This is a genomic window from Methyloversatilis sp. (genome assembly GCF_965284615.1).
Lineage (GTDB): Bacteria > Pseudomonadota > Gammaproteobacteria > Burkholderiales > Rhodocyclaceae > Methyloversatilis.
This window is the reverse complement of sequence record NZ_OZ260098.1, coordinates 2,182,832-2,200,621: the sequence shown is the minus strand read 5'-3', so window position 1 is coordinate 2,200,621 and position 17,790 is coordinate 2,182,832. Positions and strand designations below refer to the sequence as shown.

At 65.3% G+C, this 17,790-nt stretch carries 21 protein-coding genes; 7 read left to right on the top strand and 14 right to left on the bottom strand.

The genetic code is table 11. The features are described 5' to 3' along the window. The first annotated feature begins 1 nt into the window (after window position 1). Genes ACQ66H_RS10535 through ACQ66H_RS10510 form a run of 6 tightly spaced genes read left to right on the top strand, consistent with a single transcriptional unit; the run spans window position 2 to window position 2,304 of the window. Window positions 2-445, top strand: a complete 444-nt coding sequence (locus ACQ66H_RS10535; protein ID WP_430433983.1) for a phage tail protein — start codon at window positions 2-4, stop codon at window positions 443-445. 9 nt (window positions 446-454) lie between these two features. Then, a complete protein-coding gene (locus ACQ66H_RS10530) occupies window positions 455-943 on the top strand; it encodes a hypothetical protein (protein ID WP_430433982.1) in 489 nt (162 codons plus the stop codon). Then, entirely contained in the window at window positions 925-1,647 is a 723-nt protein-coding gene (locus ACQ66H_RS10525; protein ID WP_430433981.1) for a glycoside hydrolase family 24 protein, read from the top strand. The genes ACQ66H_RS10530 and ACQ66H_RS10525 overlap by 19 nt, the downstream gene beginning before the upstream one ends. Then, window positions 1,644-1,835, top strand: a complete 192-nt coding sequence (locus ACQ66H_RS10520; RefSeq protein WP_430433980.1) for a hypothetical protein — start codon at window positions 1,644-1,646, stop codon at window positions 1,833-1,835. Before ACQ66H_RS10525 ends, ACQ66H_RS10520 begins: the two co-directional genes overlap by 4 nt. After that, complete coding sequence (locus ACQ66H_RS10515) at window positions 1,823-2,122, top strand: hypothetical protein (protein WP_430433979.1); 300 nt, start codon at window positions 1,823-1,825, stop codon at window positions 2,120-2,122. Before ACQ66H_RS10520 ends, ACQ66H_RS10515 begins: the two co-directional genes overlap by 13 nt. Then, window positions 2,119-2,304, top strand: coding sequence for a hypothetical protein (locus ACQ66H_RS10510; protein WP_430433978.1), 186 nt, complete (start codon window positions 2,119-2,121; stop codon window positions 2,302-2,304). Before ACQ66H_RS10515 ends, ACQ66H_RS10510 begins: the two co-directional genes overlap by 4 nt. Before the next feature lie 571 nt (window positions 2,305-2,875). On the opposite strand, the gene ACQ66H_RS10505 is transcribed toward ACQ66H_RS10510, so the two are convergent. The 14 genes from ACQ66H_RS10505 to ACQ66H_RS10440 form a co-directional block, all read right to left on the bottom strand. Further along, the gene (locus ACQ66H_RS10505) at window positions 2,876-3,208 is read right to left on the bottom strand and encodes a hypothetical protein (RefSeq protein ID WP_430433977.1); all 333 of its coding nucleotides are present in this window, start codon (window positions 3,206-3,208) and stop codon (window positions 2,876-2,878) included. Between the two features lie 2 nt (window positions 3,209-3,210). After that, complete coding sequence (locus tag ACQ66H_RS10500) at window positions 3,211-3,657, bottom strand: hypothetical protein (RefSeq protein WP_430433976.1); 447 nt, start codon at window positions 3,655-3,657, stop codon at window positions 3,211-3,213. A 177-nt stretch (window positions 3,658-3,834) separates the two neighbouring features. Further along, window positions 3,835-6,597, bottom strand: coding sequence for a pilus assembly protein (locus ACQ66H_RS10495; RefSeq protein WP_430433975.1), 2,763 nt, complete (start codon window positions 6,595-6,597; stop codon window positions 3,835-3,837). Between the two features lie 2 nt (window positions 6,598-6,599). Beyond that, the gene (locus tag ACQ66H_RS10490; RefSeq protein WP_430433974.1) at window positions 6,600-7,139 is read right to left on the bottom strand and encodes a pilus assembly PilX family protein; all 540 of its coding nucleotides are present in this window, start codon (window positions 7,137-7,139) and stop codon (window positions 6,600-6,602) included. After that, complete coding sequence (locus ACQ66H_RS10485) at window positions 7,136-8,128, bottom strand: prepilin-type N-terminal cleavage/methylation domain-containing protein (RefSeq protein WP_430433973.1); 993 nt, start codon at window positions 8,126-8,128, stop codon at window positions 7,136-7,138. Before ACQ66H_RS10485 ends, ACQ66H_RS10490 begins: the two co-directional genes overlap by 4 nt. Then, window positions 8,125-8,571, bottom strand: coding sequence for a type IV pilus modification protein PilV (gene pilV / locus ACQ66H_RS10480; RefSeq protein ID WP_430433972.1), 447 nt, complete (start codon window positions 8,569-8,571; stop codon window positions 8,125-8,127). Before pilV (ACQ66H_RS10480) ends, ACQ66H_RS10485 begins: the two co-directional genes overlap by 4 nt. Further along, window positions 8,571-9,191 (bottom strand): GspH/FimT family pseudopilin, encoded by a 621-nt coding sequence (locus ACQ66H_RS10475; RefSeq protein ID WP_430433971.1) that lies wholly within the window; start codon window positions 9,189-9,191, stop codon window positions 8,571-8,573. Before ACQ66H_RS10475 ends, pilV (ACQ66H_RS10480) begins: the two co-directional genes overlap by 1 nt. Before the next feature lie 108 nt (window positions 9,192-9,299). Continuing rightward, window positions 9,300-9,758 (bottom strand): type IV pilin protein, encoded by a 459-nt coding sequence (locus ACQ66H_RS10470; RefSeq protein WP_430433970.1) that lies wholly within the window; start codon window positions 9,756-9,758, stop codon window positions 9,300-9,302. Between the two features lie 16 nt (window positions 9,759-9,774). Further along, window positions 9,775-13,338, bottom strand: a complete 3,564-nt coding sequence (locus ACQ66H_RS10465; RefSeq protein WP_430433969.1) for a pilus assembly protein — start codon at window positions 13,336-13,338, stop codon at window positions 9,775-9,777. Window positions 13,339-13,358: 20 nt separating this feature from the next. Then, window positions 13,359-13,970 (bottom strand): pilus assembly PilX family protein, encoded by a 612-nt coding sequence (locus ACQ66H_RS10460; protein WP_430433968.1) that lies wholly within the window; start codon window positions 13,968-13,970, stop codon window positions 13,359-13,361. Further along, window positions 13,967-14,317, bottom strand: coding sequence for a PilW family protein (locus ACQ66H_RS10455; RefSeq protein ID WP_430433967.1), 351 nt, complete (start codon window positions 14,315-14,317; stop codon window positions 13,967-13,969). Before ACQ66H_RS10455 ends, ACQ66H_RS10460 begins: the two co-directional genes overlap by 4 nt. 146 nt (window positions 14,318-14,463) lie before the next feature. Beyond that, entirely contained in the window at window positions 14,464-15,039 is a 576-nt protein-coding gene (locus ACQ66H_RS10450) for a PilW family protein (protein WP_430433966.1), read from the bottom strand. Then, window positions 15,036-15,479: a type IV pilus modification protein PilV gene (gene pilV, locus ACQ66H_RS10445; protein ID WP_430433965.1), complete on the bottom strand. Its 444-nt coding sequence runs from the start codon at window positions 15,477-15,479 to the stop codon at window positions 15,036-15,038. Before pilV (ACQ66H_RS10445) ends, ACQ66H_RS10450 begins: the two co-directional genes overlap by 4 nt. 9 nt (window positions 15,480-15,488) lie before the next feature. After that, window positions 15,489-16,142 (bottom strand): GspH/FimT family pseudopilin, encoded by a 654-nt coding sequence (locus tag ACQ66H_RS10440; protein ID WP_430433964.1) that lies wholly within the window; start codon window positions 16,140-16,142, stop codon window positions 15,489-15,491. A gap of 180 nt (window positions 16,143-16,322) precedes the next feature. Between ACQ66H_RS10440 and ACQ66H_RS10435 the strand changes: the two genes are divergently transcribed. Continuing rightward, on the top strand, window positions 16,323-17,633 hold the full coding sequence (locus ACQ66H_RS10435; protein WP_430433963.1) for a DUF3422 family protein: 1,311 nt from the start codon (window positions 16,323-16,325) through the stop codon (window positions 17,631-17,633). Window positions 17,634-17,790 lie beyond the last annotated feature (157 nt).

The following is a 17,790-nucleotide window of genomic DNA, read 5'->3' as shown; positions in this document are numbered from 1 at the left end:
CATGCCGGTGAATGTACCTGTTCAAGTGGCGCCCGGCTTCGTCGATTACTTCGCCGCCTCGGTGCCGCCTGCCGGCTGGCTGGAGTGCGACGGCGCAGCAGTGTCGCGCACGACATATGCCGCGCTGTTCCTCGCCATCGGTACAACCTTCGGAGCTGGCGACGGTTCAACCACATTCAACATTCCGGACTGCCGCGGCGAGTTTATACGCGGATGGGATAACGGGCGCGGTGTCGATTCGGCGCGTGCGCTGGGGTCTGTTCAGGGTCATCAGATGCAGTCTCACACGCACACGACGCCGCAGGGGGTGGCGGCTACAGGTGGCTTCCAGTTCGCGGGCGGGGGAAACGGCGTTTCGTCGGTTTCCGGCGCAACGGGTGGCACTTCGAACGGTTCAGAAAACAGGCCGCGAAACGTCGCAATGCTGACGTGCATCAAGTTCTGAGGCGATGACATGAACATCTACAACACGCATCCGGTGACGGGCGAATACATCGGGCAAGGGGTTGCGCAGGTGTCGCCGCTTGAACCGGAAGTGCGCGACGAATCCGGCGCAGTGATCAGAGAGGCGGTGTATCTCGTGCCGGCTCATGCCGTCACGGTTGCGCCGCCTGTCGCAAAGCCGGGCAAGCGCCGGCACTGGAACGGTGCCGCGTGGGAATACCGCGACGAACCTGCGAGCGTGCCGGGGCAGTCGGAACAGGCGCCGGAGCCGGACGTGCCGCAGTGCTCGCCGTGGCAGGTTCGCAAGGGGTTCAATGCGCGTGGCATGCGTGCTGAGGTCGAGCAGTACGTCGCTGCGGCATCGCAGGAAGTGCGGGACGGTTACGAATTCGCGACGGTCTGGAAAGCCAATGATCCGTTCGTTCTGGAAGCCGGCGCCGGCCTCGGCATGACGCCGCAGCAGGTGGCGGAGTTCGTCGCATGGTGCGCGACGCTGTGAAGGGCACGACGGTTGCCGCCGTGCTGCTGCTGGTCGCTGCCGGCTGGTACGCATGGCGCCGGCAGGAACAGGACGCCGGGGGCGGGTTGATCGACTGGGGCGACTGGTCGGAGTGGTCGCCGGGTTCGCTGGCGGATGACGTGGTGAGTGCAGCCGATTCCGTGCTCGGGTCGGGCTTGGACGTGATCGACGATTTGACGGGGGGGCTTGTGAAGGTTTCGAGAATGCGCGAAGTGAGCGCGGCCGATCTGGACAACGCGAACGTGCAAGCGATGCTGCGCGTTATCCGGACGGGTGAAGGCACGGCGGACGCGAACGGATATCGCCGCATCTTCGGCGGGCAGTTGTTCAGCGGCTACGCCGACCATCCGCGCATCGTGGTCAAGAAAAGCGGCTACACGTCAAGTGCGGCGGGCGCGTATCAGGCCATCGCCTCAACGTGGGACGAAACCAAGGCGATGATGGGTCTGCCTGACTTCTCGCCGGCCTCGCAAGACCTGTTTGCAGTCGGCCGGATCGCCGCGCGAGGTGCGCTCGCTGACGTGAAGGCGGGCCGATTCGAAGCGGCCGTAAAGAAGATTGCGCGCGAGTGGGCCAGTCTGCCGGGGTCGCCGTACGGACAGCCGGTGATCAGCATGGAGCGGGCGAAGTCGGTCTATCTCGCGTCGGGTGGTGGTTTCGGTCTGCCGGAGAACGTCGCATGAAAACGGAATACATGATCATAGCGGCGGCGCTGGTCGGCGCTTACCTGCTGCTGCGCAGCGGCACGGCCAAGGCGGCGAGCGCGGGCGGAAGCCTCGGCGGCGTCGTCGTAGGTGGCCGGGTCTATCGGCCGGACGCGAACGGCTACTATCGAAACGATGACGGGGGCGTAACGCGATGGCTGGCGTAAAGGTGTCGCAAGGCACGTTGATCGCTGTCGGCGTCGGCGTGGCCGTGCTTGTGGCGGCGTGGGTCTATGCGCGGGGCGTCAAGAGCGCAGCCGGTGCGGTCGGTGAAGCGGCTGTCGGTGCCGTGGATGGCCTCGTCGGCGGTGTCGGCAACGCCGTGGGCGATATGTTCGGAGTGCCGCGCACCAGCATGACGGAGTGCGAAAAAGCGAAGGCGGCGGGGCACACATGGGATGCCTCGTTTGCCTGTCCTGCGGGCGAATTCATTGGATGGTGGTGGCATAAATGACGGAAGCGAAAAAGCGGGGCCGGGCCGTGGTGAAGAAGCTGTCGGAGCCTTCGACGTGGGCCGGGCTGGCAGCACTGGGATTGCTGGTCGGCATGACGTTCGAACAGGTGCAGGCCGTGGCGAACGCCGGGGCGGCGCTGTCGGGTGTCCTGGCGGTGATGCTCGGCGAGGGTGGCGCCTGATGCCGTCGCCGGAGGTCTTGAGCCTCTTGCGCGAGGTGATAGTCGCGCTCGTGGCGGCGGGCGCCGTCTATGGCGGGATTCGTGCCGATCTGCGGCACGCGATCAGGACGGCGGAAGGGGCGGTAACGGCGGCGGGCGAGGCTCACCGACGAATCGACAACGTACTGTTGGGGGGCAAGTGATGGCGAAGGCGAAGCGGCTTCCGGCACGCGGCAAGAACGGCCGGTTCAAGCGGAAGAAGTGAGACAGGTGTAGCGTTAAAGCGCGGCATGGTCTATGCCGTAAGAGTGCGGCCGGTGCATTCCTTCGGGGATGCGCCGGCCGTTGTCGTTTCAGGGGTGCGGTTGCAGTGCGGAATGTTGCGGCGCTTCGAACTGCTGAAAAATGAGGCGAAGCAGAGCAGCAAAAAGGCGATTGCGGCGCCGGTACAGGGTTTTGCACTTCTGAAAACAGTAATTTTCAGAACTATCAATATCGGGGATGTCGGTGCGTTCGATGGGTTCGAAGCACTCGAGACCGCCACACATCCTCGATCGAGTGCTGTTCCCGTCTGGTCCCTGCGGCCTCGCGACTACGGCCGGAACGGCTGGATTCCGCTGCCTACGTAGATCTGCGAAACCTGTCCGTCCTCGCCGGCTGAAAAGCTGACCGGTACATTCGGCGGAATGTCGGCCAGCTTCAGTGCCTTGCGCACGTTGCCGCGACCGTCGTCGATGAAGATGACCGTGTTGGCGTTCGCCTTGTAGCGCTTGCCGCCTATCATCAGTGTGCCGGACGCGCTGTCCACGCTGCCGACCGTGCCGCGCGATTCGTACAGCGACGGATTGGCGATCGGCGACAAAGGTTCGGCCGCGTACGCGCCGCCGGTGACCAGGCACATCAGTCCGGCAATCAAGGCTTTCATCGTCAGTCCCTCAGTATCTCTTTCCACGACACGCGTCCCGATCGCAGCCCGTCCGACACGCGGCGTGTCTGCGCATTGCCGTCAGATCCACCCACGACCTGCTGCTTGCCCAGTTGCAGCGGACTGCCCGGCAGGCTGTCCGTGCTGTAACCGCTGCCGACCACCTTGCGGTTAGTCCCGTCGCCATTGGCCAGATTGACCTGGTCGCCGGCATCGACGCCGCCATCGCGGTTGAAGTCGAACACATCGAAGTCCTGGCGGCCGCCAGTGAATGGATTCACACCCAGTACCCAGCCGCGGCCGCCCGGCTCGCAGGGATCGTCACTCGGGATGAGGGTGCTCGCGAACAGCGTGCTGGCGCCCAGCACCGGTGCGAAAACCATGCGTTCTCCTTCGGCACCGGCGGTCGGCGAGGTCAGGTCGATGTACCAGCCGCGCTTGTTGGTCATCGTGCTGCCGCCCGTCGTGTCGCCCGGCTTGGAAATGACGCGATAGCGGTCGCCCTGCCCCGTCGCGCCCTCCTCCAGAATGACGCGTTGCGCCAGATTGCTGCGGCTGGCGATGGTGCTGCCGGTGTCGTTCAGCCCGTACCAGGTCTGCGTTGCCGTGGTGGACAGGTCGCCTGTTCACAGATAGCGGCCGGTGCCGAAGAACACCCACAGCTTGCGGTCGGCCGGATTGAAACCGACGCTCACGCCGCCGGTGATCGGCTGCACCGCATTGCTCGCGCTGCGCGCCGTGAACAGCGGATCGGGTGCGGCCGTGGTGCCGTAGGCCACGCGCCACTGCGCCGGCGCAGCATTGCTCAGGTCGAACTTCCACAGATTGCCGAGCAGGTCGCCGCCATAGACGAAATCGGTGTCGCCGTCGCGATCGACGTTGACGCCCTCCACCGCGGCCAGGCCGTTCGGCGTACCGGTGGAGCCGCGCAGCGTGTCGATGCGCGCAAGCAGCGCGCCGTTCGAAATGTTCAGCACGAACAGCTCGGCGCGCGCATTGGTGCTGTTGTAGCCATTGCCGACGACGACCGCCCAGTTGCCGTCATTGAGCCGGGTGATGACCGGCGTGCCGGTGGTCTGGCCGAGGCTGGTGTGCGTAAATTCCCACAGCACCTTGTTCGCGGCGAAGCCGTCCGGATTGGTGATGTCGAGCGCGTACACGCTCTTGCCGCCGCGCCCCTGCGTGCCGACCAGCACCGTGCGCCAGGCGCCACCGAAATACACCTCGGCGACGACGGCCGAGCCATCGTTGATGAATTTGTGCGCGTAATCGGTGTTCGCCAGCGTCTTCATCGTCGCCAGCGCGCCGCTGGGCACGAAGGCGAAGCGCTCGTCACCGGTGCGCGCGTCGAAGGCGTGCAGCATGCCGTCGTTGGCCGCGACATAGACCATTTCGCGTCGCGATGCGACCGCCGCGCGGTGGTCCTGGTAGGTGCTGGCGCCGGTCCAGCCGAAGCGGTCGAGTCGCAGATCGGTCACTGCGCCGACATAGAGCGGCGCCGAATTCACGATGTCGCCCAGCACTGATGAACGGTTGCGGTAACTGCCGCCGTTGCGCGCCTCGCCGGAGGTCACGCCACGCAGGTAGTCGAGGACGGCCGACGAGCCGAGCGTGGTGCGCTGCGCCGCCGTCAGGTTGGCCCACTGGAACGGAATGCCGGCGGTGCCCGACCAGGTGTAGATGGACCGACTGGCCGGCGTCGGCAGGTGCTCGGACGCCTTCCAGCTCGGGGTGCTCGCCAGCGTGCCGTCGGTCAGGATGCGCGTTGCCCACAGGTCGCCCGTCCAGTCGCCGCCGACGAAACGGGCCTGGAACAGCAACGTGTTCGACGTGACCGACGTACTGGTTGCCGCCACCGTGCCGCTGGAGGCTACCCGCTCGCCGATGTCGGTCAGCATGGCCGACAGTCCGTCGATGAACTGCGTCGGATTGGACGCATTCACGAAGCCACCGCGGCCGTTCAGGCTGGCGTGCCAGAGGTCGTCCAGCTTGGCGGGTGAGCTCAGCGTCGGATTCGGCCAGGTCTTGGTGCCGGCGGTGAGCGCCGGCAGATCGGTGGCCGGGTTCAGCGTGCCACTGGTGCCCAGCGACAGGCCGAAGGTGACCATGTGCTGCCAGTTCGCCGGGTCGCGGCTGCTGGTCGGAACATTGTTGGCGATGCCGGTACGCAGATCGCGCTTGTAATAGTGCATCGCGACGTCCGCCAGCGTGTTGCTGTGCGTGTCACGGTAGGGCAGCGGCTCGCTGCCGTCCGCATTCTGGCTGCCCGCCGGTAGCGAAAACGTGTCGCCCCAATAGCCGTCGGTGGTCAGAATGGTGAAGGACTGCCGGCAGGCCAGCGGATTGGTGTAGGCCGCGTCCTTCCACGGGTCGTCGGTTCCTGTCTTGTTCTCGAAGTAGTTGCCGGCCCAGTTCAGTGCCGTGCGCAGCGGTGTGCCGCTGGTGCCGATGTCGGTTTCGAGCAAACGCTGGAACCAGGTTTCGCGATTGCTGCCGCTGAACGTTCCGCTGGTCGGTATCAGCAGTTGCCCGTCGCCGTTGATGGTGCGGAAACCCACCCGGTAATTGGTACCGAGCTGGCCAAAGGCGATCGACGCGCCGGCACGCGCCGCGAGGATGCGACTGCGGTAGTAGCTGAACCAGTTGGCGAAGTTCTGTGTTTCCTGCGCAACCGTGCGGGTGACGCCATTGGGCCAGCTGAAGCTGGTGATCTCGACCTCTGCTGCGGTGACCGGGTCGCGCTTGTAGGCCCGCGTGCCGCGGATCTGGTACTTGGTGTAATTGGCCGCACTGACCCGCGAGCCGCTGCCCCGATAGATGAAGAAGGTGATCGGCTGGAAGGTCTGGTTGCACGGCGGACCGCAGGCGTAGCTCGCGGAATTCTGGTTGGTGTTCGACGTGTTGGTGAACCAGTACGCCGATTGCGTCTGCGACGCAGTGAGATTGAGCGTGCCGCGAGAGGTGTCGGACGGGTTGTAAGGTGCCGCCGTCGGGGACACGTCGCCGAAGCTGACGCCAGTGTGACGTATCCAGGGCTTGTAGGTTGTCTGCGGGTTGTAGAACACCGCGTTGTTGTCCGGTGACCGGCTGAAGAAGTTGTGGATGTTGTTGTCCTGGAAGGTAGGCACCTGCGAGGTATAGGTGTTGCCGCCGTACAGCCCGAACGGGATTGGAAACAGGTAGTAGGCCGAATAGAGGTTCTCGTCCGGCATGACTTCCCACTGCATCGAGCCGGAGTCGTCGAGCAGGAACATCAGGTTGGGCGCGACCGCGCTGCCCACCATGATCGGTGCGTCAGCGATATCGACCGCCGCGCGCAAAGGCTGCCCTGCAAGGCAGGTCAGCAGCAGCGCAGCGAGGAAGCGGTAGAGGGCGGGAAGCGGGTGCATGGTCATGGCCGGTAAGTGGTCTGCAGCAACACCGAAGGTCGGCCGGACACCGGTGCGCTGCGCGCCGTGATGCGGTAGCGCGGTTTCAGGCAGTCGGCGGCGATGGTGGTGACCGTATCGCAGTCGGGCGTGGACGGCCAGATACCGAGATCCTCGATGATGTATTGCGGCGCCCCTGCCGCCTTGGCGCGCGTGTCGGCGTCGGCCCCCTCCCACCACACCGAGGCGCTGGCCCAGACCGTCGCGGCCGCCTCCCAGCGATTGGCGAAATCCTCGGCGCCCGGCGACGGCTTCGGGTAGAGGCCGCTGACCGTGCCGTCGAACGGCCCGGCCGTGCCTGTGGCGAGCAGCGCCTCCGCTTCGCGCAGCGCCGATTCGGCGGCCTGGAAGGCGATCGCGCGGTCGTACAGATTGGCACTCATGCGCTCTTGCATGCCGGTGCCGCGCATGCTGGCCAGACCGAGCAGCGTGATGGCGATCAGCAGCATCAGCGCCACCACCAGGGTGACGCCACGCTGCGCATGTGGCTGACGGGCGCTCATGACATCCGGTTCCTGAGCGTGACGACGTGCGTCATCGTCCGGCGCACGCGGTCCGTCACTGCTGCGGGGCGATCCGGTTCCTCTATCGTCAGACGCATGCGCACACCGGTCACCGCGTTCCAGTCGGTCACCGCCGATGCGGCGACGTAGGCGCTGCCGCCTTCGATCAGGTAATCGAGCTGCAGGTCGATCACGCCATCGAGCACCTCCTCGGTCACCAGCGACAGCGTGCCGGCCTCGTTCTGCGGCGCCACGCGATAGAGCGAGCGCGATGTCGTTGACGTGCGGCCGGTGTTTCCCACGTACCAGGCCAGGGACTCCAGCCGCATCACCACGGCGTTCGCCTCGAAGCGGTAGGTCTGGCCGGTCTGGCTGCAATCGGGCGGATTGGCGAAGCCGAGACCGCGCGAGCAATTGCCCGGCGAGCCGCCGATGCCGTGCGACACCGTGCTCGCGTCGGCCGCAGACACCTGGAAAAGGCTGGCCTGGCTGAAATTGCAGACAATGGCCAGATCGCCGGCCGACAGCGCGCTGTTGCGCGGACTGAGCGTCAGCAACTGGCTGCCGGTATCGTGGTTGGCCACCGTCTGCGGCTGGCTGCCGCTGCGCATGATGTGCAGCGCCGCGGTACCGGCCACGCGCTGACCGACGCTCGAACCGAAGGCCGCGCCGGCGAAGGCGTCGCTGCCGCCGTAGCCGCGTATGCCGCCGTTCCATTGCGTCCACCACAGCGACGACGGATTGGTCAGCACATTGACGAACTGCAGCGCGCCGCCGCAGGAATTGAGCCCGGCTTCGCGGATGTCACGGGCCAGCAGTTCGAATGCGGTGCGCGTCGATTCCTGGATGCGCGACAGACCTTCGGTCGTGTCGTAGGTCTGCCGGTTGCTCAGCATCAGCGCGATCGCGGCGCCGATGATGAACAGTCCGAGCGTGAGCGCGATCATCAGCTCGATCAGCGTGCTGCCACCCTGCCGGCGCCTGATCACAGCCGCGCCTCGATGCTGAAGGTCTGGTTGCTCAGGCCGCCCTGCACCCGGCTGTCGTCCCAGCGCACGCTGATGACACAGCTGGCGGTCGCCCCCGCGCTGCAGGTCACGCCGCCACAAGCGGACGGACCCATGCTGGTCTGCAGATCGGCCAGCCAGGCCGCGAGTTGGGTCTCCGGAAAGGTCGATCCGCCCGGCGACGCACAGTCGTCGTCGAGGGCGAGGTTGTAGCTGCCGGCGCGCGCCGCGGTAACGTCGGCGCGCAGGCGGTCGATCATCGTATAGGCGGCCATGACGGCCGCACTGCGCTCGTAGGAGCTCTGATTGGAACGCAGCGAGGCCATCTGCAGCGCGGCCATGCCCAGCATGCCGATGGCCAGCACGAATATGGCGACCAGCACCTCGATCAGCGATATGCCGTACTGCCCGGACTGCGCGCGCATCAGACATCCTCCGGCGCCGCGCAGGCGGCCGAGGTCGCGCGCGCCACGCTGACACGGCTGCCACCGCCCAGCCTGACGTCGCGCGCGTTCTGCTGCATCGTCGCCGACGCCTCGCACAGCCGCAGCGTGGCCGTCTGCAGCAAGGTCTGGCCAGGCGCGCGCGCCAGACCGTCCGGCCGGAAAACGATGCGGTTACCGGCGCCGGCAAGCGCATTGCCCGCTACGGTCTGAAGAAGGTTGCCGTGAAAGGCGTGCGTGCGGATGAGCACCTCGTCCGGGTTGCTCGCCGCGTTCGGGTTGTAGGTGCCACTGGCGTCGGCATCGACGAATACCATCCAGCCGGCCCAGCGCCCGGCGCCGGCCACGCAGCCGGTGGCCGCGGCGACCGTGCCGCCGTCGGTCGCTGCGCGGCAGAGGATGACGCGCCGGTTCACGCGTATCGCTTCGGTGCGCGTCTGCCCGAGCGCGGCGACCAGTTCGTTTGCCTCGCTGGCCAGACGGTTGAGCATGATCAGCGACTGGAAGGACGGCACCGCGAACGCAGCGATCACGGCCAGGATGGCGACCGTGATCATCAGTTCCAGCAGCGTGAAACCCGACTGTGGATGGGGGCCGGACATGTGAGACGAGGTGAGCGACGATCAGTCGTATACGGCCTGCCCACCTTGCAGCTTGAGCGTCCCCTCGCCGGCGGCACGCCGTTCCGTGTCAATTTCGGTGTCTGCCACTCACTTCCAGCAGGCCGACACACCAGCCGCGGTCGAACAGCGCGCGGCCGAACCGGACGCACCCTTGGTGCCGGTCTGGTTCAGCGTCAGCACGCACCCGCACTTGCTGTCGTTGTTCAATTGGGCGTTGAGCGGCGTCGCAGTGATCGCGAATGCGCGTGGTGTGTCGTCGTCGATGTCTGACGCGAAGGTGTAGAAGCCCGCCAGGTCGGTGACGCACTGACGCGTGTTCAGGTTGGTACCACCACCGACATAGGTCAGATTGGTGGTGAAGAAGCGTTCGAGCGCCTGCGCCTGTTCGGACAGGCAGGCCGCGGCCGTCGCGCGCCGGCTGTCGATGACGTACTGGGTGTAGTTCGGGTAGGCGATCGCGGCGAGGATGCCGATGATGGCGACCACGATCATCAGTTCGACCAGCGTGAAGCCGCGCTGCAGGCGAGTATTTTTAGCAGTGTTCATCTGTGTGTATTCCGTGTCAGTCGGCGATCAGTTCGCGCCAGGAAATCCGGCCGAAGCGGTCGGGCAGGTTCAGGCGCTCGCGAAGGATACCGAGATCGGACGTATTGACCAGTGCGTCCGAGCGCCCGACCGTTGTGCCGCCGGTCGAGCCACCGCTCTGGTTGCCCGAACCGCCCTCGTTACGCACAAGGATGGGGCTGGACGGCATCGATCCGGTACTGACGGCGCTGACGTAGTAATTGGTGCTCGAGTCGCCGGTGGTGACGGTCACCTGGGTACGGTTTGCGAACAGGTCGGCGTCGAGGCGGCCACCGGTGTAGGGATCGATCGCCATCAGCCAGCCGGAGCCGCCCGGTGTGCAGGGATCGTCAGCCGGAATCGCACTGGTCGCGAACAATGCACCGCCGAAGGCCTGTACGCCATAGATCATGCGTTCGCCTGCCGCCGTGCCGGTGGGCGGAACAAGATCCAGATACCAGCCCTTGCGGATATACGTACCGTCGGCGTCGATCACCCTGTCGCCACCGACGGTGTCGCCCTGTGCCGAAATCACCCTGACCTTGACGGTTTCGCTGGTTGTTTGGGTCTCGCCTTCGGCGTTCTCGGTCTCCGTGGTGGTCGTCTGTTCGGTTTCGACCAGCACTACGCGCTGCGCCAGATCCGAGCGGCCGCTCACCGGCGAGGTAGCCGCATTCGCGTAGTTGTCGTAAAGACCGTACCACGTCTGCAGCGCGGTACTGGAGCGATCGGTGTCGCCGAGGAACTGGCCGGTACCGAAGGACACCCAGCGCGTGCCGGTAGAGGGGTCGAGCAGCACCTCGACCTTGGAGGTGATCGGCTGCGGCGTGCCCGATGCGTTGCGCGCGCGGAACAGCGGCAGCGGCGACGTATCGGTGCCGAACGACACCTTCCACTGGGACGGCGTGTCCGAGGTGACGTCGAAGCGCCACAGATTGCCGCGCAGGTCACCGGCATAGACGTAATCGATGTCGCCGTCGCTGTCCTCGTCCCAGGTCGTCACTTCCGCCAGACCGTTACTGACGCACGGGTCGTCCGTTTCCGGGCAGGCGCCGGTGTCGATCTTCTTTATGAGCGCACCGGTCGTTGCATTGACGACGAACAGGAAGCCCTTGTACTCGTTGCTGTTGTAGCCGTTGCCCACCAGCACCGCCCAGTCGCCGTTATTCATCCTGCCAACGACCGGCCTGCCGGTGAACTTGCCAAAATCAGCGTCCGAGAATTCCCACATGACGCGCCGGCCGGCGGGGTTGTCGGTCGGGATGGTCGGATCGCTGACGTCGAGCGCGTAGAGCTGACGCCCGCCGCGCCCAGTGGAACCCACCAGCAGCGTGCGCCACGCGTTCGCGGTGCCGGCGTCATAGACGTCGGCCACGGTCAGTGCGCCGTCGTTGATGAACTGATGGGTGTAGCTGGGCCGGGTCAGCTGATACATCTGCGCCAGCGACGACGAAGGCACGTAGGCGAAGCGCTCCGCACCCGTACTCGCGACGAAGCCATGCAGCATGCCGTCATTCGCTGCGACATAGAGCATCGGTGTGCGGTCCGAACGCAGCGTCCGGTGTGTCTGATAGGTATCGGCGCCGGGCCAGGAAAAACGTTCGTAGGCGAAGTCGTCAGGCGCCGCCACGTACACCGGTGACGAGTGCACGATGTCACCGATCAGCGACGAGCGGTTGCGGAAGGTACCGCCCTCGCTCGATTCGCCGCTGCGCACGCCGCGCAGATAGTCGAGCACGGCGCTGTTGTTGCCCAGCGTGGCCTTCTGTGTGTCACTGAGCTGGTCCCACACGAAAGGGACCGCACTGCTGCCATTGCGCGTGTAGATGTTCCGGCTGGCCGGCGCCGGCACCCTCTCCGAAGCGCGCCACTCCGGCACGGTCGGTATCTCTCCGTCACTGCCGATCAGGAAGGAAAAGATGTCACCGGTCCACACCTCGCTGGTGAATCGCGCCTGGAACACCCGGCTGCCCTGACGCAGCTGGGCTGAGGACACGCCCAGGTTGGACGACGATGCGGTGCGCGCGACGATGGAGTCCAGTGCGCCCTTCAGGCCATCGGCAAATTCCTGCGGGTCACCCGCGTTAACGAACTGGCCGCGGCCGTTGATCGTCGCGTGCCACAGGTCGTCGAGCTTGCCGGCGTCGGTCGAAATGCTCGGCCAGGATATCTCGCCGGAGGTCAGGCGGGCCAGATCGGTTGCGGTGTTCAGCGACCCGGTCAGGCCGAACGAGACGCCGAAGGTGTTCATGTGCTGCCGGTTGTTGCCATCCTCCGGAGTGGTCGGCACGTTGTCCTCGATGTCGGGCTGCAGATCGGTGTCGTAGTAGTACATCGCGATGTCTGCGAGCGTGACCGACTGCGTATCGGCGTAGGGCCGCCCCTTGGTTCCGTCGGCATTGCCAGCGGTGGCGTAGATCGTATTGTTGTCGTTGTAATAGCCATCGGTGGTCAGGATGGAAAAACTCTGACGGCAGCTCAGCGGCGCCCCACCGACGTTAGGCCCCCAGGGCGCGGCGGTCGAGAAGTAGGCGCCTGCGTTCCACAGCGATACGCGCAGCGGCGTGTTGCCGTCGGCCACGGCGTCGAACAGGCTGGTGAAGAAATTGCTGCGATTCGTGTCCGAGAAGGTGCCGTTGGTCGGGATATCCAGCCATCCGGTCGTGCCGTTGATGGTACGGAAGCCCACCCGGTAATTCTGCCCCAGCGTCGAAAAGGCGTAACTCACGCCGCCCTTCGCTGCATTGATACGGCTGCGGTTGTAGGTGTACCAGTTGGCGAAATTCTGCTTCTCCTGGTCCAGCGTACGCGTGATGCCGCCCGCCCAGCTGAAGCTCGTCACCGCTGTTTCGGTGCCATCTGCCATGTCCTTGCGAGTGGCGGCAGCACCGACGATGCGATAGCGGTAGTAGTTCGCCCGCTCGTAGATCGATCCTGTGCCCTTGTGGACGAAGAAGGTCATGGGCGCGTAGGTCTGGGCGCAGGTATCGTCCGGTTGCGTGTTGCCGTCGGGTCCGTCGGGGCAGGAGAAGGTGCGCGGCACCGCCGCCGAACTGGCGGAGAACGTCGTGGCCGTCGTGTTTGTCCGCCAGCGGAAAGTGTGTGTCTTTTCCGTGGTCAGATCTATCGTCGTGGTGGAGCCCGGACGGATCGGCGCAGCCGTCGGCGACGACTGGGCATAACCGGTGCCATCGGCCTGCGTCCAGGTGCGGTAGGTGACGCTCGGGTTGTAGTAGATGCGGTTCAGCGACGATGACCTGAGCGCCAGGTTGAAAATGTTCAGGTCGTCGTAGTCCGGCATGTACACGCTGGTGCTGCCCGTATTGCGCATCGCCAGTTCGAAATCCCAGATGTCGCGGAAGTAGTCGGGCAGCGTTTCATAGAGCATCGACCCCGAATTGTCGAGAATCATCATGACATTCGGCGCTGCGGTGACATTCAGCACCAGCGGCAGATTCGAGATCTCGGTCTGCGATATCGCAGGCGTTGACGCAAACGCAGCCAGCAATGCCGTGCTCAGTGCGCGTTTGCGCCAGCCGAAGCGGGAGGGGATTGCGCTCATGATGCGTACTCCGAGTGAATTCAGGGCCGGTAGTTGGTCTGAAGAACAACGTTGGGCAGGCCTTCGATAGGCGGCATGCGTGCGGTGACGCGATAGCGCGGTCCGCGGCAGCTGGTGTCTCCGCGCTGGCCGCAGCCGGTGCCGTCTTCCGACATGCCCATGTATTCGATGATGTATTGCGGCTGCCGGTTGGTTCCGCCCAGCCGCGCTTTCATGTCGTCGTCAACGCTTCCCCACCAGGTGGTGGCGCTGGCCCAGGTCGTGGCCGGGTCCTTCCAGCGCTCGATATAGGTCGTCGTGGACTCCGCGGGTGTTTCACTCTCCGTGGCTGATTCCGTAGCCGACGGCCCGGGGGCTGCACAACTTGGCGGCACGCCATTGGGTGGGCAATAGAACCCCGCGCTGTTGGTGGCTGCTGTGTTGATCGAGATACGCGCCTCGGCCTCGCGCAGCGCTGACTCCACCGCCTGGAAGGCGAGGCTGCGGTCGTACAGATTGGCGCCCATGCGCTCCTGCATGCTGGTGCTGCGTATGCTGGCCAGCCCGAGCAGCGTCATCACGACCAGCATGACCAGCGCGATCAGCAGGGTCGCACCACGCTGACGGGCCCTGGAATGAAGATGGACTGTCATGGCACACGATTCCTCAGATTGACCACATGCGTGAGCGTGCGCGTCAGCCGCGGCTGCGTCGTGCTGGTGGTCGTGCCGGATTCCGGTGACTCGATGGTGAGCTGGATCTCGACGCCGGTGACGAGGCGCCAGTCAGCCACCGTGTCTGCATCGCGGTATGCATCCTCGCGGTCGTACATGTAGCGCAGCTGCATCCCGCGCACACCTTCGACCACTTCCTCGATCACTGGCGCCGCATTGCCCGCGCCATCGTTGACGACGCGGATGCGGTACAGCGAGGTCGGACTGCTTTCGCTGCCGGTGCGGCCGTTGTTGCCGACAAACCAGGCAACGGGCTCTAAGCGCATTACCTGTGACCCTGGCTGGAAGGCGCGCGTGACCGTGGACGTGCACAACGGACGGAAACCCATCGTGTTGGCACAATTGCCGGGAATCACGGCGACGTCAGTCCGCGACGCATGCGCAACGGAGTTCGCACCGCCATTCACGCCAGTCACCTGAAAGAGGGTCGTGTCCTCATAGTCCAGACCACGAGCAGATCGCCTGCAACGAAGCTGTGGCCCTGGCCGCCCGGCTTCTCCAGTGCGATGGACCGGGCCGGAACGGTCAGTCCGGCGAGCGCCGCCTCGGCCGCGGAGGCGTTGTGCACCTTGACCGGGAACGCATTGGTCGATGCGTGCATCAGTTCGATCATGTCCGTATTGGCGACCCGGTTCTGCGCAGCCGAGCCGAATGCAACCGCGGTCGATACCTCGCTGTCGTTGAATCCACGCAGGCCGCCGTTCCAGTCCGTCCACCAGCGAGCGGTCGCCGGATCGGCAAGCAGGTTCATCACCCGTACGCCACCACTGCAGGCATTGATGCCGGCGGCGCGCAGGTCGCGCGACATCAGATCGAAGGTGATGCGCGTCGCCTCCTGCACCCGCGCCAGCGCCTCGGTCGTACGGTAGGACTGGCGGTTGCCGAGCATCAACGACAATGCACCGACCGACACGATCAGCCCCAATGCCAGCGCCACCATGACCTCGACCAGCGAAATGCCGCTCTGACTGTTTGTCTGCCGGCTCATATGCGCACGTCCACTTCGAAAATCTGCGCCGCTGCGCCACCCTGCACCCGACTGTCGTCCCAGCGCACCGAGATGCGGCAGAAAACGGGGCTGCCAGCGCAGTTGATGCCACCGCAGGCGTTATCCCCGAGATTTGTCGTCAGCTCGCCCAGCCAGCGCTGAATATCCACCGACACGCGATCGGTGCCTTCCGGCGCCGTGCAGGCTCCCGTGGGCAGGGCACGGTTATAGCTGCCGTCACGCTCCCAGCGCTGGTTGCTGCGTATGCGTTCGACGATGGAATTGGCAGATATCACCGCAGCATTCCGTTCGAACGCGCTCTGGTTCGCCTTCATCGCCATCGTCTGCATGCCGGCAATGCCAAGCATGCCGAAGGCAAGCACAAACAGCGCAACCAGCACTTCGATCAGCGACACACCGGCCTGCTGACGTGCGTTCAACGGGTTTGTTCATGGAGCCTCCTCCGCTTCTTCCACCACTGTCGTGACACCACAACTCGCATTACCCCCTCGCGTGACTGCCATGCGGCTGCCGGACAGCAGGGTCACGTTGCGCGCATTGGCGGTAACGGCAAGCGCGCCACTGCTGTCACAGACACTGATATCCGCAGCCTGCAATGCGAGCGAACCCGGTGCCCGCGCCAGACCGTCGGGCCGGAAGGCAATTCGGTTACCGGCAGTGCGCAGAGGTGCATCGGAGATCAGGTTCAGCGTATTACCGGTGATCACCTTCTCGCGAAGCTGCGGCTCTCCCGCATCAAACACACCGTCGGCGTCGTTATCGACAAAGACGAACCAGCCCTGCCATGTTTGCGTGTCGGCCGTCGTGACGCAGCCTGACGCGGTGTTCACCGTTCCCGCCGAGGTCGTTGCACGGCAGAGAACGACGCGGCGCTGTGTGCGCACCGCCTCCGAGCGCGCGAGATTCAGTCCGGCGAGCAGCTCGTTCGCCTCCGACGTCAGTCGGTTCGACGCGATGAAGCTCTGGAACGCAGGCAGCGCGAAGGCCGAAATGATGGCGAGCAGCGTCACCACGATCATCAGTTCGATCAAGGTGAAGCCGTGCTGGGCTGACCTGGCAGGAATCATGAGCTGCACGTCCATGCGGAGAATTTGTGACTTGAGGTTAAATCAGCGCCGCTGCAATCTCGACCCGACGATGACGAACGGCAGAAGTCGTCGCCCGAACGGCGCCGCGCCGACCGCTTGCGTGAAATGCGTCACGCGCCCGCGCCGCCCTGCTCTGCTGCACAATGCGCACCGGACATCACACGCCCTCTCTTCATGACGACGCCCGAACACGCCACCGGCGGCAAGCTGACCGAGCATCCGCTGCGCTACAAGCTGAACAACGAACTGCACGCGCGCCCGCCGGTGCCGGTCGCGCATCCGCAATTGGTGTCCTATGTGGCGCTGATGCACGACGGCGTGCGCGAGGACGACGAACTTCGTCACCTGCAGGCATTGGCCGACGCCTACGCCCGTCCGCTGCCGCTGGCCGAGGGTGGTCACCTGCAGCTCGACCTCGGTGACTTCAAGCTGAAGTGGGAGCGCCACAACGAATTCTCCAGCTACGCCTTTTTCCGCACGCCGACGGCGGGCGAGGACTGCGGCCGCGGCGCCCTGGCTTCGGTGCCCGCGCACTGGTTCGACGGCCTGCCGGGTTCGCTGATGGTGGCCACCCATATCGAACTGCGCTCCACCAGCGAGTTGCCGCCACGCAGCGTGATGGACAGGCTGATCGCCAGCGGGCGGCAGGCGGTCGGCGCACAGGTGTCGGATGGCGCCGCCTGGGTATTCACCGACTTCATGCTGACCGACGGCTGGTCGCGCTACACCGTGCTCGACGAGCGGCTGACGCCGCGTCAGGCCGGGCGTACCGTGCAGCGACTGCTGGAGATCGAGACCTACCGCATCATCGCCCTGCTCGCCTTTCCGGTGGCCAAGGATGTCGGTCGCCTGCTTGGTCGCGCCGAGGGCGAACTGGCCAATCTGATGGACGGCATGGGCAGCGCGTCCAGCGCCGAGGACGAACGCAGCGTGCTGTCGCACCTGACGCGCCTCGCGGCAGAAGTCGAGCACTCGGTCGCGCGCACCACCTTCCGCTTCGGCGCTGCCCAGGCCTACTACCGGCTGGTACGGAGCCGCATCGCCGAACTGCGCGAACAGCGCATCGAAGGCTTCCCCACCATAGGCGAGTTCATGGACCGCCGGCTTGCGCCGGCGATCTCCACCTGTGAGGCGATTGCCCGGCGCCAGGACGATCTGTCCGGTCGCGTCGCGCGCAATTCGCAACTGCTGCGTACCCGGGTCAACATCGAACTGCAGCGGCAGAACCAGGAACTGCTGGCGCAGATGAACCGGCGCGCGCGTCTGCAGTTGCGTCTGCAGGAAACAGTCGAAGGGCTGTCTATCGTCGCTATCACCTATTACGCCTCGCAACTGGTGCAGTACCTGGCCAAGGGCGTGAAGCATCTGTTGCCGCTGAGCCCGGAGGCGATCACCGCGATCTCGATTCCGGTCATCGCCGGTCTTGTCGCGCTCGGCCTGCGGCGCATGCGCCGCAAGCTCACGGCGGAAGAAGGCGCGCACTGAGCGAGCACTCCCGGAGGGAGGCGCCGTAACAAGTCGGTCGCGGCAACCACGGCCGACGATGCGCTCGGCATCGGTGCGCGCGCACCGACGGTGTGCGTCGTGCAGCGGTGGACGCGGCCTTTCCCGCGCAGGAATGCGGAAGGCGACGGGTGGCCTG